Source organism: Pseudonocardia kunmingensis (assembly GCF_006716445.1).
GTDB lineage: Bacteria > Actinomycetota > Actinomycetes > Mycobacteriales > Pseudonocardiaceae > Pseudonocardia > Pseudonocardia kunmingensis.
On the sequence record NZ_VFPA01000003.1, the window covers coordinates 1,267,633 to 1,292,094 of the forward strand.

Annotated in this window: 23 protein-coding genes; 13 read left to right on the forward strand and 10 right to left on the reverse strand. The window is 74.6% G+C overall.

The genetic code is table 11. The features are described from left to right. The first annotated feature begins 4 nt into the window (after positions 1-4). Genes FB558_RS28995 through FB558_RS29020 form a run of 6 tightly spaced genes read left to right on the forward strand, consistent with a single transcriptional unit; the run spans position 5 to position 5,107 of the window. The gene (locus tag FB558_RS28995; RefSeq protein WP_142058706.1) at positions 5-1,117 is read left to right on the forward strand and encodes a mandelate racemase/muconate lactonizing enzyme family protein; all 1,113 of its coding nucleotides are present in this window, start codon (positions 5-7) and stop codon (positions 1,115-1,117) included. Next, complete coding sequence (locus FB558_RS29000) at positions 1,114-2,379, forward strand: SLC13 family permease (protein ID WP_142058708.1); 1,266 nt, start codon at positions 1,114-1,116, stop codon at positions 2,377-2,379. The genes FB558_RS28995 and FB558_RS29000 overlap by 4 nt, the downstream gene beginning before the upstream one ends. A gap of 5 nt (positions 2,380-2,384) precedes the next feature. Next, the gene (locus FB558_RS29005) at positions 2,385-3,146 is read left to right on the forward strand and encodes an IclR family transcriptional regulator (protein WP_142058710.1); all 762 of its coding nucleotides are present in this window, start codon (positions 2,385-2,387) and stop codon (positions 3,144-3,146) included. Positions 3,147-3,159: 13 nt separating this feature from the next. Next, on the forward strand, positions 3,160-3,618 hold the full coding sequence (locus FB558_RS29010) for a MaoC/PaaZ C-terminal domain-containing protein (protein ID WP_246106807.1): 459 nt from the start codon (positions 3,160-3,162) through the stop codon (positions 3,616-3,618). Then, positions 3,615-4,754: a thiolase family protein gene (locus FB558_RS29015; protein WP_142058712.1), complete on the forward strand. Its 1,140-nt coding sequence runs from the start codon at positions 3,615-3,617 to the stop codon at positions 4,752-4,754. Before FB558_RS29010 ends, FB558_RS29015 begins: the two co-directional genes overlap by 4 nt. Continuing rightward, the gene (locus FB558_RS29020) at positions 4,751-5,107 is read left to right on the forward strand and encodes a Zn-ribbon domain-containing OB-fold protein (protein ID WP_142058714.1); all 357 of its coding nucleotides are present in this window, start codon (positions 4,751-4,753) and stop codon (positions 5,105-5,107) included. Before FB558_RS29015 ends, FB558_RS29020 begins: the two co-directional genes overlap by 4 nt. Here FB558_RS29020 and FB558_RS29025 read toward each other — a convergent pair. From FB558_RS29025 to FB558_RS29040, 4 genes are all read right to left on the reverse strand, one after another. After that, the gene (locus FB558_RS29025) at positions 5,100-6,083 is read right to left on the reverse strand and encodes a YihY/virulence factor BrkB family protein (RefSeq protein WP_246106808.1); all 984 of its coding nucleotides are present in this window, start codon (positions 6,081-6,083) and stop codon (positions 5,100-5,102) included. The genes FB558_RS29020 and FB558_RS29025 overlap by 8 nt on opposite strands. A 62-nt stretch (positions 6,084-6,145) precedes the next feature. After that, entirely contained in the window at positions 6,146-7,216 is a 1,071-nt protein-coding gene (locus FB558_RS29030) for an SPFH domain-containing protein (protein WP_170231573.1), read from the reverse strand. 2 nt (positions 7,217-7,218) lie between these two features. After that, positions 7,219-7,650 (reverse strand): NfeD family protein, encoded by a 432-nt coding sequence (locus tag FB558_RS29035; RefSeq protein ID WP_142058721.1) that lies wholly within the window; start codon positions 7,648-7,650, stop codon positions 7,219-7,221. A gap of 132 nt (positions 7,651-7,782) precedes the next feature. After that, positions 7,783-8,412: a dihydrofolate reductase family protein gene (locus FB558_RS29040; protein WP_142058723.1), complete on the reverse strand. Its 630-nt coding sequence runs from the start codon at positions 8,410-8,412 to the stop codon at positions 7,783-7,785. 73 nt (positions 8,413-8,485) lie between these two features. Here FB558_RS29040 and FB558_RS29045 point away from each other — a divergent pair, with 73 nt between their 5' ends. From FB558_RS29045 to FB558_RS29060, 4 genes are all read left to right on the forward strand, one after another. Next, positions 8,486-9,145 carry a response regulator transcription factor gene (locus FB558_RS29045; protein WP_142059245.1) on the forward strand — a complete coding sequence of 220 codons (660 nt, stop codon included), beginning with the start codon at positions 8,486-8,488 and terminating at the stop codon, positions 9,143-9,145. 5 nt (positions 9,146-9,150) lie between these two features. Continuing rightward, entirely contained in the window at positions 9,151-10,536 is a 1,386-nt protein-coding gene (locus FB558_RS29050) for a sensor histidine kinase (protein WP_142058725.1), read from the forward strand. Continuing rightward, positions 10,533-11,483: a TAXI family TRAP transporter solute-binding subunit gene (locus tag FB558_RS29055; RefSeq protein ID WP_142058727.1), complete on the forward strand. Its 951-nt coding sequence runs from the start codon at positions 10,533-10,535 to the stop codon at positions 11,481-11,483. The genes FB558_RS29050 and FB558_RS29055 overlap by 4 nt, the downstream gene beginning before the upstream one ends. A gap of 142 nt (positions 11,484-11,625) precedes the next feature. Beyond that, positions 11,626-12,960, forward strand: a complete 1,335-nt coding sequence (locus tag FB558_RS29060; RefSeq protein ID WP_142058729.1) for an Nramp family divalent metal transporter — start codon at positions 11,626-11,628, stop codon at positions 12,958-12,960. A gap of 44 nt (positions 12,961-13,004) precedes the next feature. Here the strand turns inward: FB558_RS29060 and FB558_RS44095 are convergent, their stop codons facing one another. The 4 genes from FB558_RS44095 to FB558_RS29080 all read right to left on the reverse strand — a co-directional run bounded on the left by FB558_RS44095 (position 13,005) and on the right by FB558_RS29080 (position 17,914). Next, positions 13,005-14,906, reverse strand: a complete 1,902-nt coding sequence (locus FB558_RS44095) for a polysaccharide lyase family 7 protein (protein WP_211366901.1) — start codon at positions 14,904-14,906, stop codon at positions 13,005-13,007. Between the two features lie 383 nt (positions 14,907-15,289). Further along, positions 15,290-16,624: an MFS transporter gene (locus FB558_RS29070; protein ID WP_142058731.1), complete on the reverse strand. Its 1,335-nt coding sequence runs from the start codon at positions 16,622-16,624 to the stop codon at positions 15,290-15,292. Between the two features lie 79 nt (positions 16,625-16,703). After that, a complete protein-coding gene (locus FB558_RS29075) occupies positions 16,704-17,237 on the reverse strand; it encodes a GNAT family N-acetyltransferase (protein WP_142058733.1) in 534 nt (177 codons plus the stop codon). A gap of 98 nt (positions 17,238-17,335) precedes the next feature. Next, positions 17,336-17,914 (reverse strand): Uma2 family endonuclease, encoded by a 579-nt coding sequence (locus FB558_RS29080; RefSeq protein ID WP_142058735.1) that lies wholly within the window; start codon positions 17,912-17,914, stop codon positions 17,336-17,338. 117 nt (positions 17,915-18,031) lie between these two features. Between FB558_RS29080 and FB558_RS29085 the strand changes: the two genes are divergently transcribed. After that, on the forward strand, positions 18,032-19,399 hold the full coding sequence (locus FB558_RS29085; RefSeq protein ID WP_142058737.1) for a cytochrome P450: 1,368 nt from the start codon (positions 18,032-18,034) through the stop codon (positions 19,397-19,399). Between the two features lie 41 nt (positions 19,400-19,440). On the opposite strand, the gene FB558_RS29090 is transcribed toward FB558_RS29085, so the two are convergent. After that, on the reverse strand, positions 19,441-20,562 hold the full coding sequence (locus tag FB558_RS29090) for a Gfo/Idh/MocA family protein (RefSeq protein WP_142058739.1): 1,122 nt from the start codon (positions 20,560-20,562) through the stop codon (positions 19,441-19,443). Continuing rightward, on the reverse strand, positions 20,559-21,386 hold the full coding sequence (locus FB558_RS29095; RefSeq protein WP_142058741.1) for a sugar phosphate isomerase/epimerase family protein: 828 nt from the start codon (positions 21,384-21,386) through the stop codon (positions 20,559-20,561). The genes FB558_RS29090 and FB558_RS29095 overlap by 4 nt, the downstream gene beginning before the upstream one ends. Before the next feature lie 146 nt (positions 21,387-21,532). Here FB558_RS29095 and FB558_RS29100 point away from each other — a divergent pair, with 146 nt between their 5' ends. Then, a complete protein-coding gene (locus FB558_RS29100; RefSeq protein ID WP_142058743.1) occupies positions 21,533-22,633 on the forward strand; it encodes a glucose 1-dehydrogenase in 1,101 nt (366 codons plus the stop codon). A 2-nt stretch (positions 22,634-22,635) separates the two neighbouring features. Continuing rightward, entirely contained in the window at positions 22,636-24,429 is a 1,794-nt protein-coding gene (locus FB558_RS29105; RefSeq protein WP_142059248.1) for a glycoside hydrolase family 15 protein, read from the forward strand. Positions 24,430-24,462: the final 33 nt, after the last annotated feature.

Consider the following 24,462-nt stretch of genomic DNA (forward strand, 5'->3'; position numbering starts at 1 on the left):
TCCCGTGCAGATCACCTCGATCGAGGCGGTGCCCTACTCGATCCCCTACCGGAGTCCCCTCGCCTTCGCGACCGGCGTGCTGACGAGCGCCGACCACGTCCTCGTGCGCGTGCACACCGACGATGGCGTGCACGGCGTCGGCGACGCGGCCGCGCGACCGATGGTCTACGGGGAGTCGCAGGAGTCGATCGTCACGGCGATCCGGGACTGGCTGGAACCGGCGCTGACCGGGCTCGACCCGTTCGCCGTCGAGGAGGCCCACGCGCGCACCTCCTGGGTCGTCGCGAACAACACCGCTCGCGGAGCCGTCGACGTCGCCCTGCACGACCTGCGGGGGCGGGCGACCGGCCTCCCGTCGTGGCGGTTGCTCGGCGGCACCGCTCGCGCCATCCGGGTGACCCGCATGCTCAGCATGGGCGAGCCCGCGGCCACGGCCGAGGAGGCGCGGGCCGCCGCCGAGGAGGACGGGATCACGTCCTTCAAGGTGAAGGTGGGTGTGGACAGTCGTGCCGACGTCGCCCGCGTCGCCGCGGTCCGCGAGGCGGTCGGCGACGACGCGACGATCTACGTGGACGCCAACCACGGGTGGAGCGCCGAGGAGGCGCACCGCGCGCTCGAGGCGATGCGCGACCACGACCTCGACCTGGTGGAGGAGCCGAACCCGGCCGAGGACCGGATCGGGCGACGGCGGCTGGCGCAGCTGCTGACGATCCCGGTCATGGCCGACGAGAGCGCGCCCACGCTGGCCGACGCGGCGCGGGAGCTGACCGGCGGGGCGGCCCGCGCGATCAGCATCAAGACGACCCGCACCGGGTTCACCGAGTCCGCGCGGATCGTCGCGCTGGCCCGGGCACTGGGCGCGCGGGCGCTGCTCGGCAACCAGGCCGACAGCATGATCGGCTCGGCGGCGTCGCTCGCGTTCGGCGCGGCGCATCCGTGGGTCGCGCGCGAGCCCGGCGAGCTCGACCTCTACACGCTGTTCACCGACCACCTCGTCGCCGAGCCGCTACGGGTCCGCGACGGCGCGCTGCAGGTCAGCGAGCGGCCCGGGATCGGGGTGGAGATCGACGAGGACAAGCTGGCCCGCTACCGCACCGACGCGGGAGCCCGCCCGTGACCCTGCAGATCGTCTCGATGGCCGTCCTGGTGGCCGCGTTCGTCCTCGCGACGCTGCGGCCGCTCAACCTGGGCGCGATCGCGCTCGTCGGCACGTTCGCGATCGGCTCGCTGGCCGCGGGTCTCCCGGCGGACGAGACGTTCGCCGGGTTCCCGGCGGACCTGCTGGTCGTGCTGGTGGGCGTGACCTACCTGTTCAACGTGGCCAGGGCGAACGGCACGGTCGACTGGCTGGTCGCGGGGGCCGTGCGGTTGGTGCGCGGGCGCACGATCTGGGTGCCGTGGATCATGTTCGGCACCGCCGCGATGCTGTCCGGGATCGGCGCCGTGTACGCCGTGGCGTTCATGGCCCCGATCGCGCTCGGGTTCGCGGTCCGCAACCGCATCCCCCAGTTCCTCATGGGGCTGATGATCATCCACGGGTGGGGCGCGGGTGCGCTCTCCCCGATCAGTGTGTACGGCGTCATCGTCGACGGCGTCATGGTGCGCAGCGGGCTGCCCAGCGACCGGACGGCGGTGTTCGCGGCCGGGCTCGCGGCGAACGTCGTGGCGGCGGCGGTGGTGTTCACCGTGCTCGGTGGGCTGCGCCTGCGCTCACGGGTCGCCGTGCACGCAGGCGGACCGGCCCCCGAGGGTGACGCGTCCACGGGTCCGCCAGCGGCCCCGCCGTTCACCCTCGAGGTCGGGCTGACGGTCGCCGCGATCATCGCGCTCGTGGTGGGGGCGATCGCCGGGCTCGACATCGGCCTGCTCGGGGTCACCCTCGCGATCGCCCTCGGCCTGCGCAACGCCCGGCACCACCGCGAAGCCGTCGCCGCCATCCCGTGGCCGGTCGTGCTGCTGGTGTGCGGCGTGCTGACCTACGTCGGGGTCCTCGAACGCATCGGCACGATCGACTTCATCGGCGGTGCCGTCACCGCGATCGGGCTCCCGCTGGTGGCCGCCCTCGTCCTGGCCTACATCGGCGCGCTCGTCTCGGCGTTCGCCACCTCCAGCGGCGTGCTCGCCGCGCTGATCCCGCTCGCCGTACCGCTGCTCGACACGTCGTCGCTCGCACCGGTCGCGGTCGTCGCCGCGCTCGCGGTCGCAGCGACGATCGTCGACGTGAGCCCGTTCTCCACCAACGGCGCGATCGTGGTCGCGAACACCACTGCCGACGAACGCGACGCGATGCTGCGCAACCTCCTGGTCTACGGCGGGGTCGTCGTGCTGGTGGCGCCGCTGGTGCTGTGGGCGGCCCTCGTCGTCCCGAGCGGGGGGTGACGGCCATGGGCGCGGCGGAACGTCCCGCCTACTTCTCGCCGTCGGTCGACACCGCGGCCAGGGTGCTCGAACTGCTCAGCCGCTACCGCACGCGCTCGGCGACGCTGTCGGAGATCGCCGCTGCGCTCGGCGTCTCGAAGACGACCTGCCTGCGCGTGGTCCGCACGCTCGTGGCGCACGGGCTGCTCGCGCACGACGAGCACAGCAAGCGCTACGGCCTCGGGTACTTCGCCGTGGTGCTCGGTGCACGGGCCGAGGAGGGACTCGACACGCTGCACCGGGTCCGGCCGCTGCTCGTCGAGGCCGCCCGGCGGACCGGGCTCACCGCCGCGTTCGTGCAGCGGGTCCCGCAGGACCGGATGATGTACGTCGCCAAGGAGCAGGGCGGAGCCGCCCACCTCACGGTCTCGGTGGGCAACCGGTTCCCGGTCACCTCGGTCTCGTACGGGAAGTGGGTCCTGGCGTTCGAGGACGAGGACGAGCGGGACCGGCTGCTCGCCGACGGTCTGCCGCGGCTCACCCCGCACACCCGGACGGACGTCGCGGAGTACCGCGCGCAGGTCACGGCGCTGGCGCCGGGCGACGTCGTGGTGTCCCGCAACGAGTACGTCAACGGTGTGCACGCCGTGTCCTGCCCGGTGCTCGACCCGCGCGGGCGCCTCGAGGGCGTGCTGGCCGTCCTCGGGCTGTCCGAGTCGCTCGACGAGGCCGAGGCCGGGCACGTCCGCGACGTCATGGGCGACATCGCCGCACGGACGCAGCGCTGAGGGAGGGGAGGCCATGATGCCGATGTACTTCGAGGACTTCGCGGTGGGGCAGGAGTTCACCACTCCGGCACGCACGGTGACCGAGGCCGACGTCGTGTCCTTCGCGGCGTGGACCGGGGACTACAACCCGCTGCACACCGACGCGGAGTTCGCCCGCACCACCCGGTTCGGCGAACGGCTGGCCCACGGGCTGCTCGGCACGTCGCTGTGCCTCGGTCTGATGGCAAGGACCGGGATCTTCGAGGGCAGCGCCGTCGCGCTGCTCGGCATCGACGGCTGGCGGTTCCGGGCCCCGATCCTGATCGGCACCACGGTGCACTGCCTCGTCACCGTCCTCGGCTGCCGCCCGACCAGCCGCGGCGACACCGGCGTGGTGCAACGCCGCTTCACGCTGCTCGACCAGGACGGCACCACCCTCCAGGAGGGCCGGATGGACGTCCTCGTCGCGATCCGGTCGCCGCGGTCCCCATGACGGCGTGGGTCTCCGGCAGCGGGCTCACCCCGTTCGGGCGCCTGCCCGGCCGGGACGCGCTGGGCTGGCAGACCACCGCCGCCCTGGGCGCGCTCGACGACGCGGGACTGCGCCCCCGAGACGTCGACGCGGTCTACGCCGGCTACGCGACGACCGCGGGCCACCTCATGCCCGCCGACCTGCTCGCCGCGCACCTGGGGATCCGGCCCGCCGTGGCGACCGGGCTGAGCTCGGGCGGCGCCACCGGGCTGGCGATGGTCGCTGCCGCGGTGCGGCTCGTCGAGTCCGGCGAGGCCGGCACGGTGCTGGTCGCCGCGGGCGAGGACCGCGCGAGCGGGCAGAGCGGTGAGACCTCGACCCGCACGCTCGCCCAGGTCGGGCACCGCGACTACGAAGTGCCGACCGGCTGCACCGTCCCCGGCTACTACGGGCTGCTCGCCTCCGCCCACCTGCACCGCCACGGGCTGGGACGCGCCGACCTCGCGCCGCTGGCCGTGCAGATGCGGACCCATGCGGCCCGCCACCCCGGGGCGCACCACCGGGCCCCGCTCACCGCCGCCGACGTGCTGGCCTCCCGGCCCGTCGCCGAGCCCCTGCACCTGCTGGACTGCTGCCCCGTGTCCGACGGCGGCACGGCGTTCGTCGTCACCGACCGGCCCCGTGACCCCCGCGCCGTGCGCGTGCTCGGCGTCGGCGAGGCGCACCGCCACCAGCACCTCTGCGAAGCCGATCCGGAGGCGTTCGGCGCTGGTGATGCCGCGCGGCGTGCCCTGCGGCGCTCGGACCGGACGCTCGCCGACATCGACGTGGCCGGGATCTACGACTCGTTCACGATCACCCTGGCCCTGCTGCTCGAGGAGATCGGCTTCTGCGCGCCGGGCCGCAGCGGCGCCGACGCCGCCTGCGGCCGCTTCGACCTCGACGGTGCGCTCCCGCTCAACACGCACGGCGGGCTGCTGTCCTACGGGCACTGCGGGGTGGCCGGCGGGATGGCGCACCTCGCCGAGGTGGTGACGCAGCTGCGCGGGGAGGCCGGCGAGCGGGCCGTGGCGCGCCCGCCCCGCACCGGCTTCGTGCACGCCGACGGCGGTGTGATGTCGGCGCACGTCAGCGTCGTGCTGGAGGGCCCGCGATGACCGGCCCCGCCGACTGGACCGACGGCGTCCCGCGCCTGGTCGTGTCCCGCTGCGCGGTGTGCGGGTACCACTGGTACTTCCGGCGCCCCCGGTGCCCGCGCTGCGGCTCCCCGCGCGTCACGCGCGGCGTCAGCACCGGCGCCGGCACGGTCGCGGCCCGGACGGTGCTGCACCCGGCGTCCGCGCCGCCCTTCGGCGTCTGCCTGGTCGACCTCGACGAGGGGGTCCGGGTGCTGGCCCGGTGCGCGCGCGGGCTGGGTATCGGCGAGGCCGTCGTGGTGGGGTTCGAGGACGGTGTTCCCCACGCGCGAGGGACCCGGCCGCCGCACGCACCGGGTACGGACCTCAACTAGGACGGGCCTGGGGCGACGTGCGAGCGGGGTGCGCGACGTCGGCACCGGAGGACCCGCCGGCGCGCTGCTCCGGCACGGATGCCGGCGGCGCGGTCGGCTCGGCCGCAGCGCGGGACGGGGGTCGCACCGGCCGTCCCCGCCGGAGCAGCGGGGCCGGCCACACGGCCTGGATCGCGGCGTTGAGGTGGGCGCCGAGGATCACGGCGAGCGCGACGAAGTACAGGCCGAGCAGGAACGCGATCGGCGCCGCGAGCGCGCCGTAGGTGTAGCCGGTGCTGGTGATCCAGTCGAGGTACCAGCGCAGGCCGGTGACGCCCACCAGGAACACCACGGCGGCCAGCAGCGCGCCCGGCAACCCGCGCCACCACGGCATCTTGTGCGGCAGCGCGATCCGGTACAGCGTCGTGAGCGCCAGCACCAGCACCAGCCCGACCACCGGGTAGTACACGGCGTCGAGCATGGCCCGCGCCGCAGGCTCGAACCCGTCGGGCAGCAGCGGCAGCACCCGGTCGGGCCCGAGCGCCGCGACCGGCAGCAGCACGATCCCGATGGCCAGGCCCACCAGGTACAGCAGGATCGACAGCGTCCGCTGCCAGAGCCAGCCGCGCACCGGGTACTGGTCGTGGGCCTTGGTGATCGAGTCGACGAACGACGCCATCGCCGAGGAGCCCGACCAGAACGTCAGCACGAAGCCGACCGAGACGACCTCGCCGCGCGCGGTCGTCAGCACCTCCGCCACGGTCGGGACGAGGATCTCGTCCACGGCGTTGCGGCTGAACAGGCCGCTGGTGATATCGATGATCCACTGTTGGACGGCCACGACGGTGTCGGGCCCGAACCAGTCGCCGACGTAGCCGAGGACGCCGAACAGCCCGAGCAGGAGCGGCGGCAGCGACAGCGTCTGCCAGAACGTCGCCGCCGCCGCCTCGTTGAGGACGTCGTCGTCCCACGCCTTGCGGACCAGCCGGCGCAGCACCCGCGCGACGCTGCCCGAGGCCGGCCGCGCGGAGGCGTCGACCGGTCCGCGCGGCCCCACCGTCAGTCGCCGGCCTGCACGGGCCGCGCCGGGCCGCCGTTCGCATGCGGGACGGGTGGTGCGAGGCCGCGGACGCCGTCGGGCTCCGCGGCGTCGGCGACCGCGTCGGCGGCGGCCTGTTCGGCCTGGGCCGCGTCGGCGGCGGCGCGGGCCGCGAGCTCCTCGGACGCGTGCACCTCCCGGGTGGCGGGCGAGGGCGGCACGGCCTCGGAGAAGGCACGCGAGACACCCTGCAGCGCGGAGGTGACCTCGCTCGGGATCACCCAGAACGTGTTGCCCTCGCCCTGCGCGAGCTGGGGCAGAACCTGCAGGTACTGGTAGGCCAGCAGCTTGGGGTCGGGGTCGTTGCGGTGCACGGCCTGGAACACCTGGTCGATGGCCCGCGACTGGCCCTCCGCCTTGAGGATCGCCGACGCCCGCTCCCCCTCGGCGCGCAGGATCGCGCCCTGCTTGTCACCCTGCGCGGTGAGGATCTGGGACTGCCGCTGGCCCTCGGCCGCGAGGATGGCGGCGCGCTTGTCCCGCTCGGCGCGCATCTGCTTCTCCATCGCGTCCTTGATGGTCTTCGGCGGGTCGATGGCCTTGATCTCCACGCGGTTGACCCGCAGGCCCCACTTGCCGGTGGCCTCGTCGAGCACGCCGCGCAGGAGGCTGTTGATCCGGTCCCGCGAGGTGAGCGTGACCTCCAGGTCCATCGAGCCCACCACGTTGCGCAGCGTCGTGACGGTGAGCTGCTCGACGGCCTGCAGGTAGCTGGCGATCTCGTACGCGGCCGCGCGAGGGTCGGTGACCTGGAAGTACAGGACCGTGTCGATCTCGACGACGAGGTTGTCCTCGGTGATCACCGGCTGCGGGCGGAAGGACACCACCTGCTCGCGCAGGTCGATCACCGGGTAGACGCGGTCGATGTAGGGGATCACGAAGTTCAGGCCGGGTTTCAGGGTGCGCTGGTAGCGGCCCAGCCGTTCGACGTTGCGCGCCCGCGCCTGCGGCACGATGCGCACCGCACGCACCACCGTGACGACGACGAACAGCGCGACGAGCAGTCCGGCGACGAGCAGTGCCAGGTCCATGGTCACTCCCTCGGGTGGACGACGGCGGTGGCGCCGTCGATCAGCAGGACGTCCACCGTGGCGCCCGCCGGGATGACGAGGTCCTCGTCCGAGGCGCGCGCGGTCCACTCCTCGCCGCCGATGCGCACCCGCCCGTCCCGGCCGTTGACCTCCTCCAGGACGTACCCGGGCTTGCCGACGAGCGCGTCGATCCCGAACGGGAGCGCCCGCGCGGTGGCGAGGTGGCGCTGCGCCACGGGCCGCAGGAGCACCACACCGGCCACGGACGCGCCGGCGAACACGACGAACTGCAGCGGCAGCGGCAGCCCGAGCGCGGCGGCGGCACCCGTGATGAGGGCCGCGCCACCGAGCAGACCGACGGCCGCGGTGAGGGTGAAGACCTCGAGGACGACCAGCAGCACCGCCGCGATCACCCAGATGACCCAGACGTCCATGGCTACCGGACCTCCCGCCCGCGTCGCCGGGGGCTACCGCTCCAGTATGCGCGGCCGAACCTGGGAGAAGAAGGACCTTCCCGAGTTTCGCCACCGCTCGGGGACCGGCTCGACGTGCACCGTCCGGCCGGCTCAGGCCGGCGGCACCCGGTAGCGCAGCCACACGAGGCCGTCCTCGAGCGTCTCGGCCGCGACGGGCTCGAGGACGCGCGCGGCCTCCGCGTGGCCGTGCCAGACCCGGTCGCCCCGCGTCCCGGCGAGGAGCGGGTGGACCAGGAGGCTCACCTCGTCGAGCAGGCCGGCGTCGAGCAGTGCCCCGATGAGCGAGCCGCCGCTGTCGACCCGGACGGTGCGCGCCGCGTGCTCCCGGGCGAGCGCGGCCAGTGCGGCGGCGAGGTCCACGCGCCCGGTGCCGGCGACGAGCTGCGCCACCCCGTCGCCCCGGTCGGACGAGTCGGACGTGCGCAGGGCGAGCACACCCGACCAGTGGCCCACGTCGCGCAGGGCGTCCCACTCCCGCACCCGCGACCGGCCGTCGACCACGGCGAGCAGCGGCCCGCCCGCCGCCGGCCCGGGGCGGGGAGCCGCCCGCAGCGCCTGCTCCTGGGCGAGGATCGTGTCCGCCCCCGCGAGCGTGACGTCCTCGCGCCAGGTGCCGGCCAGGGCGTAGAAGCGGCCGACCGCCGGGGTGAAGCCGGTGGTCGCGCCGTCCAGCGAGATCGCGACGTGGGCGACCACGTGCGGCCGCGGTGCCGGAGTCATGTCCCGGACGCTAGACCGGACCACCGACAGGGTGAGCTTCCGCGACGCCGGGCCGATGCGGCAGGCTCTCCCGGTGCGCGTGCTGGTGGTCGAGGACGACGACGGGGTGGCCGGTGCCGTGGTCGAGGCGCTCGGCACGCAGGGCCACGACGTGGAGCGGGTGGCGCGGGCCGTCGAGGTCTGGGCCCGGGTCCGCGACGCCGACCTCGTCCTGCTCGACCTCGGCCTGCCCGACGCCGACGGGCTCGACGTGCTGCGCAGGCTGCGCCGCATCGCCACCACCCCGGTGCTGGTCCTGACCGCCCGCGACGCCGAGCGCGACGTCGTGCGCGGCCTGCGCCTCGGGGCCGACGACTACCTGGTCAAGCCGGTCCGGCTGCGCGAGCTGCTGGCCCGGGTGGACGCCGTCGTGCGGCGCACCACGAGCGCAGCGGGCCCGGCCGTGAGCACCGTCGAGGTCGAGGACGTGCGCATCGACATGGCCGCGCGGCGCGCCACCGTCGCCGAGCGGGAGATCGCCCTGACCGCCAAGGAGTTCGACATCCTCGCCGCGCTCGCCCGGCGGCCCGGTGCCGCCGTGAGCCGCCAGCAGCTGCTCGACGAGGTGTGGGGCGACGCCTACCTCGCCGTGTCACGCTCGCTGGACGTGCACCTCGCGTCGCTGCGGCAGAAGCTCGGCAGGCCCGGGCTGCTCGCGACGATCCGCGGGTTCGGCTACCGGCTGGGCCGCTGATCGGCGTGCGCCGCAGGCTGCTCGTCGTGCTCTCCGGCTTCGCCCTCGCGGCCGTGGCCGGGTTCGCCGTCCCGCTGCTGCAGAGCACCGCCGCGGGGCGGACGCAGGAGTTCGTGCTCGTCCGCGCCACCGACCTCGACCGGTTCGCCGCGCTGGCCCAGCAGGCCACCGGCCCGTCCGGCGCGGACGCCCTCGCCCAGGAGGTGCAGGCGCACCACGTCGTCTACGGGGAGGGCGTGGTCGTCGTCGACCGCACAGGCCGGCCGGTCGTGGAGGCCGGGATGCGGGCGGACGAGCCCGCGGTCGCCGCCGCGGCCGACGCGGCACTGCGCAACCAGCCCGCCGCACACCCGGAGCGCCTGCAGCCCTGGTCGCGGGCGCCGATCCTGCTGGCCCGCCCGGTCGGCACCGGCACCCAGGCGGGCGGCGCGGTCGTGCTGCGGGCCGAGCCCGGCGCCGCGGCCGCCGACATCGCCACGTCGTGGGCCGCGATCCTGGCCGGCGCGGTCGTCGCCGCCGTCGCCTGCGCCGCCGTGGCGCTGCTGGTGGCGCGCTGGGTGCTGCGTCCGGTCCGCGAGCTCGCGGCAGGCGTCGGCGCGGTCACGGCGGGGCGCCCGAACGCCCACGTCTCGCCGCACGCGGGCCCGAGCGAGCTGCGCGAGCTCGCCGTGGCGTTCAACCGGATGTCCGACGCGGTCGCCACGAGCGCGGACCAGCAGCGCAGGCTCGTCGCCGACACCTCCCACCAGCTGCGCAACCCCCTCGCCGCGCTGCGCCTGCGCGTCGACACGCTCGATCCGCACATCGCCGCTGCCGGCCGCCGGACCTACCGATCCACCGTCGTGGAGGTGGAGCGGCTGGAGGCGCTGCTCGACGGGCTGCTCGACCTCGCCACCGCGGAGAGCCGCGCCACCGACCTGGCGGCCGGCGCCGATCCTCCCGCCCGCGCCGACCTCACCGCCGTCGTGACCGAGCGCCTCGACGCGTGGCGGCCCGCCGCGCAGCACGCCGGGGTCCGGCTCGACGCCCCCGCGTCGCCCGGGCCGACGGACGTGGCGTGCGCCGCGTCGGAGCTGGAACAGGTGCTCGACGTGCTGCTCGACAACGCGGTCAAGTACGCGGGCCGCGGCGCGACCGTCCACCTCGCGCACCAGCGCGGGGACGGGCGGGTGCGCCTCGAGGTGCGGGACGACGGCCCCGGCCTGCCTGCCGCCGACATCCCGCACGCCACCCGGCGGTTCTGGCGGGCGCCCGGCGGCACGGCGCGCGGCTCCGGGCTCGGGCTGCCGATCGCCGAACGCCTCGTCACGGCGCGCGGCGGGACCCTGCGCCTCGCCTCCCCACCCGGCGCCGGACTGGTCGTGACGATCGAGCTGCCGGTGCCGTCGTGACCGGCCGCGCACCCCGGCTCTCCCGCCGGGCGCTCCTGGGGGCCGCGGCGCTGTCCGCCGTCCCGCTCGCGGCCGGATGCACCGCGGGTGCCACCGACCCGATCGTGCTCGCGGCGGGTGAGCCCGGCGGCTTCTACGTCGAGTTCGCCGAACTCCTCGCCGCCGCCGTGGCGCGCGGCGGGATGCCGGCGACCGTGGCCGGCACCGGCGGCAGCGTCGACAACATCGCGCTGGTCCGCGACGGACGCGCCGCGCTCGGGCTCGCCCTCACCGACATGGCGGTGGCGGCCCGGCGCGGCGAGCCACCGTTCGACGCCGCGGTGCCGCTGCTCGCGATCGGGCGCGTCTACGAGAACTACATGCAGCTCGTCGTGCGGGCCGAGGACCCGGCGGCCGGCACCGCCGACCTGGCCGGGCGCCCCGTCTCGCTCGGGGCCGTCGGCTCGGGCGCCGCCGTGTTCGGCGACCGGCTGCTCGCCGTCGCGGGCATCGGCGCCCGGGTCGCCCACCGCCCGCTGCGCGACGCCGCGCACGCGCTGGAGGACGGCGGGACCGACGCGCTCCTCTGGTCCGGTGGCGTGCCCACCCCCGCGCTGGCCGAGCTCGCGGCGCGCCGCCCGGTCCGGCTGCTGCCGCTGGTCGAGCACCTGCCCGCGCTGCGGGCGGCGCACGGCGGGGTCTACGGGCCCGTGACGGTGCCGGCGGGCGCCTACGGGGTCGCCGCTCCAGTGCCGACGGTCGGCGTCGCGAACCTGCTGGTCTGCCGCCCCGACCTGGCGGCCCCGACCGCCGACGCCGTGGCCCGCACGCTGGTGGCGGCGGCACCGGACCTCGTGCCGCGGTCCGCGGTCGGCACGCAGTACCTGGACCAGCGCTCCCTGATCGGCACCGGGGACGTGCCGCTGCACCCCGGCGCCGCGGCCGCCTACCGCGAGCTGCACGGCTGACGAGATTCGCATGACGGATGGGAGGCCTCGATCTCCGAACCGTCGCACTAAGCCCCGGTAAAGATCACGTGCTCCGCGACGACGGACCGGGGTCGCGCTCCTACCGTCACCGCAACACCCCGGCGTCGATGAGGAGCGGGAGATGAGCACGGAGACAACGGTGGCGAGCCCCCCGAGGGGGTTCGGCGCCAAGATCAAGCAGGTCGGACCGGGCCTGCTGGCCGCGGCCGCGGGCGTCGGATCCGGCGACCTGGTCGCCACGATGGTGGCGGGTGCCCGCTACGGCACCGCGCTGCTGTGGGCCGCGGTGCTCGGAGCGGTGCTCAAGCTCGCGCTCGCCGAGGGCGTGGGCCGCTGGCACCTCGCCTCGGGCGCCACCCTCCTGGACGGCTGGCGCCGCCTCGGCCGCTGGGCCACGGTGTTCTTCGGCGTCTACATCGTCATCTGGGGCTTCGTGTACGGGGCCACCGCGATGTCGGCGGTCGGGCTCCCGCTCAACGCGCTGTTCGGCGGGCTGGACGTGCGCTACTGGGCCATGATCGCCGGCGTCGTCGGGCTCGCGCTGGTCTGGGTGCAGCGCTACCACGTCTTCGAGAAGTTCATCACCGTCCTCGTCCTGATCAAGTTCGTGTCGGTCGTGTCCGTGGCGGTGCTCGTCGCACCCGACCTCTCGGGCCTCGCGAGCGGTCTGGTCCCCCGGCTGCCCGACGGCTCCGTGATCTACGTGCTCGGCCTGATCGGCGGGGTCGGCGGCACGATCACGATGGCCGCGTACGGCTACTGGATGATCGCGAAGGGCTGGAAGGGCACCGGCTGGCTGTCGATGATGCGGCTCGACAACGCCGTCGGCTACGTCATGACCGCGATCTTCGTGATCGCGATGCTCGTCGTCGGCTCGGCGATGCTGCTCGGGCAGGACCTCACCAAGGGCGACGAGGGCCTGCTCGTCCTGGGCGAGGCGCTGGGCACCCGGTACGGCGACTGGGCCCGGATCCTGTTCCTCTGCGGCTTCCTCGCGGTGACCACGACGTCGCTGCTCGGGGTGTGGAACGGCGTCAGCCTGCTGTTCACCGACTGGACCCGGGCGATCCGGCTTCCGCACGGCCGGGCCGCCGAGGTGGGCCCCGGCACGGACGCCGACCCGGAGCGCCCGGCGGCGGAGGCGACCGCCTCCGAGACGGGCTACACGGCCACGGCCGCCGAGCGCAGCACCCCGTTCCGGGCCTACCTGCTCTGGCTGACCATCCCCCCGATGGGACTGCTGTTCTTCGACAGTCCCTTCGCGCTCACGCTGGTGTACGGCGTGCTCGGGGCGGCGTTCATGCCGTTCCTCGGGATCACGCTCATCATGCTGCTGAACTCGAAGCGGGTCGCCCGGGACGGGCGCTCCGGCTGGCTGTCCAACGTGCTGCTCGGCGCGGCGTCCGCGCTGTTCGTGGTGCTCCTCGTCACCGACATCGTCAACCGGCTCACCTGAGGTCCGGGTCCGGCCGGCGGTGCCCCGACCCGCCGGCCGGACCGTCACGTCCCGGAGTGCTCGATCGCCAGCGAGTACACGACGACCTCCCCCACCGCATCGGCCGCGTCGCCCTGCTCCGGGTTCGACTGGATGTAGGAGCCGATCTTGAAGTACCAGCTGGTGCCGCTGCGGGGGATCTCGGCCTTCTGCTCACCGTCGTAGAACACCGTGACCTTGCTGTCGGCCGCGACGATCCGCAGGTCGTAGGGCGTGCCGAGCTGGTAGGCCGGGTCGATGACGATCTGCTCCTGACCGTCGGCGTACTGGGCGACGAGCGTCTGCCCCTCCAGCCGGATCTGCATCACGTCGTCGCCGCCGTCGTGGATCTGCGCCGCCACCACCTCCGGTTTCGCCGGCGGTACCTCGGTGATCGCCTGACGGGTCTCCAGCACGTGCGTTCCTGTGCTGTTCGACCAGGCGGCCTTCTCCTCCCCGATCATCTCCCGCAGCTCCGAACGCGGGTACTTGCTGTTCTCCGTGGTCACCCCGCCCGCGGGGGCCCGGAAGACCACACCGTCGCGCTCGGGCGTGAGCGCGAAGTACTCGCTGGTGTAGGTCAGCAGCTCCGGCTGGTCGATGGAGTCGGGATCGCCCGCGGGACCGATCGGCAGGGTGAGGAACCAGTTCTGCAGGTCGAGCAGATCGCCCGGCATCTCCGCGGTGCCGGTGGTCCCGCCGGGCGCCTTCGCGCCGCCCGCGGGCCGGGCGGTGGCGCCCGCCTTCTCCGCACCCCCACCGGAACCGGCCTCGTCGCCGCTGCCCGACTCCGTGTCGCCCGAACCGTCGCCGGAGCTCTCGCCGCCCGAGCCGTCGCCGCTCGAGTCCTCGCCCGACTCCTCGCCCGACTCCTCGCCCGACTCCTTGTCGGCTTCCTTCCCCGCCTCCCCGCCCGCGCTCTTGCCCGTGTCCTTTTCCGCTTCCTTCCCCGACTCCTTGCCCGCGTCCCCGCCCGACTCCTTGCCCGCGTCCGGGCCCTCGCTCTTGCCCGACTCCTTGCCGGCGTCCGTGCCCGACTCCTCGTCGGCGTCCTTGCCCGACTCCTTGCCCGCGTCCCCGCCCTCGCTCTTGCCCGACTCCTCGTCGGTGTCCTTGCCCGACTCCTTGCCGGCGTCCTTGCCCGACTCCTTGCCGGCGTCCTTGCCCGAGTCCTTGCCGGCGTCCTTGCCTGAGTCCTTGCCCGAGTCCTTGCCGGCGTCCTTGCCCGAGTCCTTGCCGCCCGAGTCCTTGCCTGCGCCGCCGCCGGAGCTCGCGGCGGGGGCGCCAGTGCGCGAGTCGCTGTTCCCCGCACCGGCCCGGTCGTCGTCGCCGCGCGGTTCCGCGCCGCCCGCGGCGGCGTCGCCCTCGCGCTCGTCACCGCCCGCGCTCGGGCTGCCGGGGGAACCGGGATCCCCGGAACCCGGGCTGCGCCCGCCGGAGCCCTCGCGCGCCGGCTCGTCGGTCGCGCGGTCAGCCGCCTCCGGGGCGCGCGCACCGGGGTCGGCCGGGGCCGGGTCAGCGGGGGCCGGGTCGGCGCGGTTCGGCTCGCGGTCCGCGTCGGCGTCCGCGGCAGGCTCGCGGGTCCGGTCGGGCGCGGGGTCGGCCGGCGATCCCGGCCGGCCGGTTCCGGTGGCCGGGCCGTCCGAGGTCGTCGAGCACTCCCCCGCTGCCGTCGGACCGGCCGCGGAGCCCGGGTCGTCCGCGGCACCGGCGGCGTCGGAGCCGGCATCGACGAGATCCATCAGCACCGCCAGCAGGTCGCGGATCAGCTCCGGCAGCTGCTCCTCGGCGTCGGCCCCGATCGGCACGACGATGACGCACGGCTCGGCCGCCGCAGGCGGTACCGCGGCGACCACGGGTGGCCCGGCCTGCGGGGCGGCGAGCAGGGCGGCCGTGACCACGGCCAGGGATGCGGTGAGACCGGGCATCGCCTATGCCCGGTGCCGGGTGCAACGGGGCGGAGGCGGGGCGGGTGCGGGCATGGTCCTCCCGTCGTGCGGGCGTGCGGAATCACGCCCCCGGACGAGCCGGGGACGTGGGGACGGTGGGCCTGACCAGGCTTTCCGTCGCTGCATCGGATCGTAGGAGCGCCACCCGCCGGATCGGCCGGATCCGGGCTCAGCGCTTTGCTATTGCGAACGGTCGGGATCCGACGGCTGCCGCCGGGCCACCGGGCCGGCGTGCGCAGCGGCGGGACATCGAGCCGCTGCAGGATCCCACCCGGACGAACGGCACTCTCGTCGGTACCTAGCCGACGAAAGTGCCGTCCGTCATGCGGATCCCTGCGGCACGCCGGCCGGGGGTGGTGGCGTCAGCGGTTGGCGTGCAGCTTCGCCGGGCCCGCCTCGGCGATGTCGATGTCCTTCAGCTCCGGGGCGGCGAGGAAGGCGACGAGCGAGATCACGCACGTCCCCACGAGGTAGGCGGCCACCCACCACGGCGACCCGTCGTCGGCCAGCAGTGCCGTGGCGATCAGGGGGGTGAACCCGGCGAGCGCGGCCCCGACCTCCCGGGAGGTGGCGAAGCCGCTGTAGCGGACGCGGGCGCCGAACAGCTCGGCGTAGAACGCGGGCTGCACCGCGATCATCGGGGCCACGCCGAGCGCCGTGGCCACCACGAGCGCGAGCACGACGAGCACCGGCTGCTCGGTGCGCAGCAGCAGGAAGAACGGGTAGATGAACGCGGCGAGGAACACCACCGAGAACACGTTGAGCGGCTTGCGCCCGATGCGGTCGGACAGCGCGCCGTACACCGGCTGCAGGATGATCACGACCACCCCGAAGAGGATCACGCCGGTGAGCACGGTGCCGCGGGGGATGCCGAGGGTGCCGGTGGCGTAGGCGACCGTGAACGTCGCGAACAGGTACACCGCGGCGGTGTCGGCGATGTGGGCGCCCACGCCGATCAGCAGGTTGCGCGGGTAGCTGCGCAGGGTCTCCAGCACCGGCAGCTTGATCAGCCGCTGCTCGGCGGCCGCCCGGCGGAACACCGGCGACTCCTCCACCCGCAGCCGGACGTAGAGCGACACCCCGATCAGCGCGAAGCTGACGAGGAAGGGCACCCGCCAGCCCCAGGACAGCAACTGCTCCTGGGGCAGCAGTCCGACCAGCAGGAACGCCACCGTGCCGAGCACGAGCCCGATCTGCACGCCGGTCTGCGCGAACGAGGTGTAGTAGCCGCGGTGGGCCGGCGGGGCGTGCTCGGCCAGCAGGGTGGACGCTCCCCCGAACTCGGCGCCCGCGCCGAGGCCCTGCAGCACGCGCATGAGCACGAGCAGCGCGGGCGCCCACCAGCCGATCGCGGCGTAGGTGGGGAGCAGCCCGATCACGCCGGTGGACAGACCCATCACCAGCGTGGTGAGGATCAGGGTCTCCCGGCGGCCGATGCGGTCGCCGATGTGGCCGAAGACGATCCCGCCCAGTGGCCGGAACACGAACCCGACGCCGAACGTGGCGAACGCGGTGAGCGTGCCGACGGTGGGGTCGGACTCGGGGAAGAACAGCACGTTGAACACCAGCGCGGCCGCGGTGCCGTAGATGAAGAAGTCGTACCACTCCAGCGCGGTCCCGACGAGCGCGCCGACGACCACGCGCCGCAGGTCGCGGCCCGTGGTTCCCGGGCCGGCGGCGGGTCCGGGGGAAGCCATCGCCTCACTCCTGCCGTCGTGTGACCGCTGCGTCACCCGCACCGTCTACCAGGAAAACGCTCTCCCAGCAATCGGAGGGTCACCAGACGGCACCGCCACGCCAGTCGCACGCGAGGTCGCCGCCCGCGGTGAGCCGGACGCTGACCGGCAGCACGTGCACCGCGCCGTCCTCCTCGGGGGTGCGCCGCGGACCGTCGGGAGTGATCACCGACGTCGTGCCGTCCCACGGCCGCCAGCCGCGGGCGGCGTACCAGTGCGCGGCCGTGTCGGCGGCGCCCAACGCGCCCAGCTCGTAGGCACCGCGCACGACCCGCTCCACCTCGCCCATGACGAGCGCCCCGATGCCCCGCCCCCGCTGGTCCGCGCGGGTGGCGACCGCCTCGACGTAGCCGGTGCGCAACGCGGTCCCCCCGTGCAGCAGCCGCCGCATCACCACCGCCCCGTGCCCGACGAGGGCGTCGCCGTCCCGCACGATCGCGTGCATGCCGCCGAGGGCGTGGTCGAAGTCGTCGTCGCTGAAGTCGCCGTCGAACGCGGTGTCGAGCAGCTCGCGCAGGTCCCGCAGCTCCTGCGGTCCCAACCCCGACGTGTGGACGGTCTGCACCTCGATCATCCGGCCATCCTGCCGACCCGCCGCCGCGCTCACACACCGACTTCCTCGCTCACACACCGACTGCAGTCGGTGCGCGAGGACAGGAGTCGGTGTGCCAGCTAGCGGAGCGCGTCCAGGTCGATCTCCACCGGGAAGGGCTCCTCGACCGTGAACCCGCCGGTCACCGCGCCGGCGTCGGCGTAGCCGAACTCCCCGGCCAGGTGGCAGGCCAGCAGCGAGACCGGCTCGCTGATGTCGAGGATCCAGTAGTGCGGGATGCCGGCGTCGGCGTACTCGTCGCGCTTGTGGACGTGGTCGGTACGCGTCGACCCGGGAGACACGACCTCGACCACGAGGACGACCTCGGACGCCCGGAGCACGCCGCCCTCGCGCTCGACTCGCAACAGCGCCTCGCTCGACACGATGACCAGATCGGGCCGTCGGACGGTGCCCGGCGCATCCGGGGGCGCCAGTTGCAGATCGACGTCGATGTCGGGAATCACCTGCATCCCCCGAGGCAGGGCGCCGCGCAGTGCGACAGCCAACTCGAACCCGGCGCGGTTGTGCGCCGGAACCGGGCTCGGCGACATCAGCAACCGCCCTTCCACCAACTCGCTGTAGCCGAGCTCGATCTCCCCGATCTCGAGGTACTCGGCCACGGTCAGCAGGTGCGATGGAGCAACCGGCTGGATCGCCACGGCGACCTCCTCCCTGTCCCCGCCGAGTGTGTCAGGTGGGGCCGGCGATCGTGGCCGTCCGGGGGCGCGCGTCCGGGCTCACGTGACGGCATCTCGCAGACCGGGTACCAGGGCCGTATGGAGAACACGCGGGGTGCAGACGGGACTGCCGTGCAGGACGCGGCGGGAGCAGCGCCGACGCGCGCGTCGGTCCCGGACACGCTGCGGGTGCTGGCCACGGCGCTCGCCCCGGTCGTCGCCCGCGGGGTGATCATCCGCAGGCCCCGGGTGGTGGCGCTGGCCGAGCGGGTCGACGCCGACCGCCGGCTCGTGCGCACCCTGGCGCGGCTGCGCGAGCGCTACGGGCCGGCGCCGCTGCGACTGGCGGTGCCCGGCCGGTCGGTGGTGCTCCCGCTCGCTCCCGGCGACGTCGACGACGTGCTCGCGCGGTCCCCGGAGCCGTTCGCGACCAGCACCCCCGAGAAGCGCGGCGCGCTGACCCGCTTCCAGCCGCACAACGTCCTGATCTCCCACGGCGCGGCGCGGGCCGACCGGCGCCGGTTCACCGAGGCGGTGCTCGAGCCCGAGCGGCCGCTGCACCACCTGGCCGGGCCCATGGTCGCGGTGGTGCGGGAGGAGGCGGCGCCGCTGCTCGCCGCCGCGGAGCGCACCGGCACCGTGGACTGGGACGCGTTCGGGCCTGCGTGGATGCGCATCGTGCGCCGCGTGGTCCTGGGCGACTCGGCGCGCGACGACACCGCGTTCACCGACCTGCTGGCGCAGCTGCGCGGTGCGGGGAACTGGTCGGTGCTGCACCCGGGCGCCCCGCGCAGGCGCGCAGAGTTCCTCGAGCAGCTGCGGGCCCGCCTGGCACGGGCCGAGCGGGGGAGCCTGGCCGAGGCGGTCGCGCAGACGCAGGCGACCGCGCAGACCCATCCCGTGGAGCAGGTGCCGCAGTGGCTGTTCGCGTTCGACCCGGCCGGGCTGGCGACGTTCCGCGCGCTGGCCCTGCTCGCCGCGCACCCGCTCGAGCAGGCGGCGGTCCGGGACGACCTGGCCGGCCGCGACCTCGCCGCTCCGCAGGACGTGCCCGGCCTCCGGGCGGCCGTGCTGGAGTCGGTGCGGCTCTGGCCCACCACACCGGCGATCCTGCGCGAGACGACGACCGGCACGGTGCTGGGCGGACGCACGCTGCCGGCCCGCACGCTCGTCCTGGTGCTCGCCTCGTTCTTCCACCGGGACTCGCAGCACCTCCCCGACGCCGACCGCTTCGCGCCCCGGCTGTGGGACGACGCGACCGCGTTGCCGGCGCGCGGGCTCGTGCCGTTCAGCGCGGGACCCGCGATCTGCCCCGGCCGCAACGTCGTGCTCTTCGTCGGGAGCACGCTGCTCGCGATGCTCCTGGAGCACCACGACGTGCGGCTCACCTCGCACCCGCGGCTCGGACCGGACCGGCCGCTGCCCGGCACGCTGAACCCCTACGGCCTGCGGTTCGCCGTGTCGTGACCGGCGGTGCCGGGTGCGCCTGCACCCGGCACCGCGACCGGTCAGGGCGTCGGGACCTGCACCGCGGCGAGGACGTCGGCCACCCGCACCGGGGCGCCGGTGCTGGCCGACTCGTACACGGCCTGCACGGTGGCGAGCGCGAGCAGCGCGTCCTCGATCGTGACGCCGGGACGGGCACCGGTGTGGATCGCCTCGACCACGTCGCGGTACTGCCGCGAGTGCCCGGAGAACATCGGACCGCCTGCGCCCGCGTCCTCGGGTGCGAGGACGAGCCCGGTCTGGTCGGCGCGGTCGCCCCGCTCCGCGGTGACGCCCGGGCCCCCGCCGGCCTCGGTGGATGCCAGGTCCCGCGCGTGGAAGTACGCCAGCCGGTCGTCGTCGATCACCGCCGAGCCGGCGTCGCCCAGCACCTGCAGGCGCGCGCTCAGCCCGGGGTAGGCCGCCGTGGTGGCGTGCAGGGTGGCGAGCGCCCCCGACTCGAACCGGACGACCGCGGCGACGGTGTCCTCGACCTCGACGCGCTCGTGGGCGAGCAGCCCGGTGTGCGCCACGACGTCGACCGGGGTGCCGAGGAACCACAGCAGCAGGTCGACGGTGTGCACGCCCTGGTTCATCAGCGCGCCGCCGCCGTCGAGCTCCCAGGTGCCACGCCAGGCCCCCGAGTCGTAGTACGCCTGGCTGCGCCACCAGGACACCGTCGCGACGGCCGACGTCACGCGGCCGAACCGGCCCGCGGTGATCGCCTCGCGCACCGCGGCGCTGGACGGGTCGAAGCGGTGCTGGCTGATCACCGAGGCCACCGTGCCCGCCGGGGCAGCCGCCGCGGCCGCGGCGATCGGCGCCGCCGCCTCGACGGTGACGTCGAGCGGCTTCTCCACCACGACGTGGCGGCCCGCCCCCAGCGCCGCCACGGCGATCTGCGCGTGGGCGCCGCTGGGCACGCAGACGGCGACCGCGTCGACGTCGTCGCGCGCGAGCGCCTCGTCGAGGGAGGTGGTGACCGGGGTGTCGGTGCCCAGTCGCGCGGCGACGGCCTCCGCGGCCGCGGCGTCGACGTCCACCAGGACGCTGACCTCGGTGTCCGGCCCGGCGGCGAGCACGTCGGCGTGCAGCGCGCCGATCACCCCGCACCCGACGACGGCGAAGCGCACAGGACGGGTCATCGGTAGGCCACCCCCACCTCGTCGAGGATCCGCGTGAACGCGCGCGTCGCGCGGCGGAAGTGGTCCTCGCCGGAGAACCCGCCGAGCGCGCCCGCGGTGGCCAGGTGCGGCTCCATAGAGCAGTAGCCGTCGTAGCCGTCGGCGGCCAGCGCCCGCACGGTCTGCTCGACCTCGCCGTCGCCCTCCCCCGCCGGCACGACCGTGCCGTCGGCCAGCAGCGCGTCCTTCACCTGCAGGTACTCCAGGTGCGGGCGCAGGGCCGCGTAGCCCTCGCTGAACGGGATGACGCCCACCTGCACGAAGTTCGCCGGGTCCCAGGCGAGCTTCAGCTGTGGCGAGCCGACCGACTCCACGAGGTCGAGGCAGCGCTGCGGGGTGTCGCCGTAGATCTCCTTCTCGTTCTCGTGCAGCAGCACGACGTCGTGCCCCTGCGCCTCGTCGGCGAGCGCCGCCATCCGGCGCAGCACCTCGTCGCGGTGCGCCGCGGGGTCCTCGCCCTTGGGGATGAAGAAGGAGAACAGGCGGATGTAGGGCGCCCGCAGCACCCGGGCGACGTGCAGGGCGCGGCGCATCCGCACGAGGTGGGCGTCGAAGTCGTCGCGCACGCCGATCTTGCCGATGGGCGAGCCGACCGAGGAGGTGCCGATGCCGGCGCCCTCCAGCGTCGCCCGCACCCGCTCCAGCTGGTCGTCGTCGAGGTCGAGCACATTGGTGTCCCATGCGCTGCGGAACTCGATGTGGCGGATGCCGAGATCGGTGAGGACCCGGCACTGCTCGTCGAGATCCGGGGAGATCTCGTCGGCGAAGCCGGAGAGGGTCCACATGCTGGTTGCACTCCCGTCTGGGCTCCCGGTCGGGGCCCGCGGCCGAGCGTAGTGCGGTGCGGAACCCGAAATGTCGATCATCACGATGCGCTATCGGCACCCCTGCGAGGCGTGTCGGGCCCGGTGGCCCGGGGAAGCACCAGGTCATGCGCGCACTCACCGTCACACCCGGTACGCCCGACTCCGCTGCGCTGCGGGACGTTCCCGAACCTCCGCCGGACGACGGGCCGGTGTTGGTGGAGACGCTCGGGATCGGCATCTGCGGCACCGACCGCGAGATCGTGTCCGGGGCGTACGGGCAGGCCCCGGACGGCGCCGAGCACCTGGTGATCGGGCACGAGTCGCTGGGCCGGGTGCGCGAGGCCCCGGAGGGATCGGGGCTCGCCGAGGGCGATCTCGTCGTCGGGATCGTGCGGCGTCCCGATCCCGTGCCGTGCGCCAACTGCGCCGTCGGCGAGTGGGACATGTGCCGCAACGGCCGCTACACCGAACGCGGGATCCAGGGCCGGCACGGCTACGCGAGCGAGCGCTACCGGATCCACCCCGAGTACGCGGTGCGGATCGATCCGGAGCTCGACCGGGTCGGCGTGCTCATGGAACCCACCACCGTGGTGGCGAAGGCCTGGGAGCACATCGAACGGATCGGGCAACGGGCGGCGTGGTCGCCGCGGAAGGTGCTGGTCACCGGCGCCGGGCCGATCGGCCTGCTCGCCGCGCTGCTGGGCGTGCAGCGCGGGTTGGACGTGCGGGTCCTGGACCGGGTGGAGTCGGGCCCGAAGCCCGACCTCGTCCGGCAGTTGGGCGCGAGCTACCACACGGAACTGTCCGAGGTGGACGACGACGCGGACATCGTCATCGAGGGCACCGGCGCGGCCCCGCTCATCGCCGACGTGATGGCGCACAACGCGCACAACGCCGTCGTCTGCCTCACCGGGGTCTCGGCGAAGGGCCGCGACCTGCCCGTGGACGTCGGCGGGCTCAACCGGGGCATCGTGCTGCAGAACGACGTGGTGTTCGGGTCCGTCAACGCCAACCGCCGCCACTACGAGAAGGCCGCCGACGCGCTCGCGAAGGCCGACCGCGGCTGGCTGGAGCGGCTGATCACCCGGAGCGTCCCGCTCGACGACTTCGCCGCCGCGTTGGAACGCCGCGACGACGACGTCAAGGTCGTCCTCGAGCTGGGCCGCGACGTGGACGGCGCCTCGCAAGGCCCGCGAGCCCGCCGGAGCGAAGCGGAGGCCGAGTGACGATGGCGGGCCTCATCGAGGACTACGCCCTGCTCGGCGACACCCACACCGCCGCGCTCGTCGGGCGCGACGGGGCGATCGACTGGCTCTGCCTCCCCCGGTTCGACTCGCCCGCGTGCTTCGCGGCGCTGCTGCACGACGAGAGCGCCGGGCACTGGACGCTCGCCCCCGCGGCCGGCGGGCGGTGCACGCGGCGCAGCTACCGCGGCGACTCGCTGGTGCTCGACACCGAGTGGGACACGCCCGAGGGCACCGTCCGCGTCACCGACTGCATGCCGGTGCGCGGCGAGGCGGCCGACGTCGTCCGGGTCGTGACCGGCGTGTCGGGCCGGGTGCCGATGCGGATGCAGCTGCGGCTGCGGTTCGACTACGGCCACGTCGTGCCCTGGGTGCGGCGCGTGGACGGCGAGCTCACCGCCGTGGCCGGGCCGGACGCGGTGTGGCTGAACACCCCGGTGGAGCTCGTCGGGCGCGACCTGTCGACCACCGCCGAGTTCACCGTCGACGCGGGCACCTCGGTGCCGTTCGTGCTCACCTACAAGCCGTCGCACGAACCGCGGCCGCGGCACGTGGACGCCGACGTGGCGATCGGCGACACCGAGCGGTTCTGGTCCCGCTGGATCAGCCGCTGCACCTACACCGGCCAGCACTCCGACGCCGTACGCCGGTCGCTGGTGGCGCTGAAGGCCCTGACCTACGCCCCCACCGGGGGCATCGTCGCCGCGGCCACGACGTCGCTGCCCGAGCAGCTCGGCGGCCCGCGCAACTGGGACTACCGCTACTGCTGGCTGCGCGACGCCACGCTCACGCTGCAGGCCCTGCTCGGCACCGGCTACGTGAAGGAGGCCGAGGAGTGGCGGGAGTGGCTGCTGCGCGCGATCGCGGGCGACCCCGGCGACCTGCAGATCATGTACGGGCTCGACGGGACGCGGCGGCTGCCCGAGTACGAGGTTCCGTGGCTGTCGGGCTACGAGGGCTCGAGGCCGGTGCGGATCGGCAACGCGGCCGCCGGCCAGTTCCAGCTCGACGTGTGGGGTGAGGTCCTCGACGGGTTGCACCTCGCCCGCGACGCGGGCGTGCAGCGCATGGACGCCGCCTGGGACGTGCAACGCGCGCTCGTGAAGTTCCTGGAGGGCCACTGGCGCGACGCCGACGAGAGCCTGTGGGAGGTGCGCGGCGGGCGGCAGCAGTTCGTGCACTCGAAGGTGATGGCCTGGGCGGGGGTCGACCGCGCCATCCAGGCCGTCGAGCGGTTCGGGCTGCGCGGCCCGGTCGACCGCTGGCGGGCGCTGCGCGCGGAGATCCACGCCGAGGTCTGCGAGCACGGCTTCGACGCCGACCGCGGCACGTTCACGCAGTACTACGGCAGCCGCGGCCTGGACGCCGCCCTGCTGCTGATCCCCCGCACCGGGTTCCTGCCCTGGGACGATCCGCGCGTCGTCGGCACGGTCGACGCGGTCTCGCGCGAGCTGATGGAGGGCGGTTTCGTGCTGCGCTACCGGCCGGAGGTCGACTCGGTCGACGGGCTGCCCGGCGGCGAGGGCGCCTTCCTGGCCTGCTCGTTCTGGCTGGCCGACGCGCTGCACGGCATCGGGCGGACCGGCGAGGCGCAGGGGCTGTTCGAGCGGTTGCTGGACCTGCGCTCCGACCTCGGGTTGCTCGCCGAGGAGTACGACACGGCGGCCGGCAGGCAGGTCGGCAACACTCCCCAGGCGTTCAGCCACCTCGCGCTGGTGAACACCGCACTGCACCTCGCCCCGGCGTCGGAGAGCACCGCGCCCGAGCCCGTGCGATGACCGGCCCGGTCGATTGCACCGCCGGTACCCCGG